This window comes from Streptomyces sp. PT12, from assembly GCF_003311645.1.
In the GTDB taxonomy this organism is placed as follows: domain Bacteria; phylum Actinomycetota; class Actinomycetes; order Streptomycetales; family Streptomycetaceae; genus Streptomyces.
Window position 1 is genome coordinate 1 of the sequence record NZ_QEST01000249.1, and the last position, 545, is coordinate 545.

At 68.4% G+C, this 545-nt stretch carries 1 protein-coding gene; it reads right to left on the reverse strand.

Features of this window, described 5'->3' with window-relative positions; all coding sequences use genetic code 11:
* A partial coding sequence (locus tag DEH69_RS26990) for an SDR family NAD(P)-dependent oxidoreductase (protein WP_113689608.1) occupies nt 1-545 on the reverse strand: 545 nt, incomplete at both ends.

Here is a 545-nt window from a genome sequence, read left to right on the forward strand (position 1 = left end):
GCCCCAGGCGAGGCTGGTGGTGGGACGGCCCTGGGCGCGGTGCTGGTGGGCGAGGGCATCCAGATACGCGTTCGCCGCCGCATAGTTCGCCTGCCCGGGATTACCCAACGTCCCCGCCGCGGAAGAGAACAGCACGAATGCCGCCAGATCATGCCCCCGGGTCAGCTCCAGCAGATGCTCCACCGCATCCGCCTTCGGCCCCAGAACCGCATCCAGATGCCCCGGAGTCAACGCCGTGAACACCGCATCATCCAACGCACCAGCCGTATGAACCACCGCAGTCAACGGACGCGCCACAGGAACAGACGCCAGCAGAGCGGCAACCGCATCACGATCGCTCGTATCACACGCGACCACGGCCACATCGGCCCCCAGCCCGGACAGCTCCTCCCGAAGCGCCACCGCCCCGGGAGCCTCGGCCCCACGGCGACTCGCCAGCACCAAACGGCGAACCCCACACTCGGCGACCAGATGCCGGGCCACCACACCACCGATCATCCCCGCCCCACTGATCAACACCGTCCCCTCCGGATCCAACCGACGAG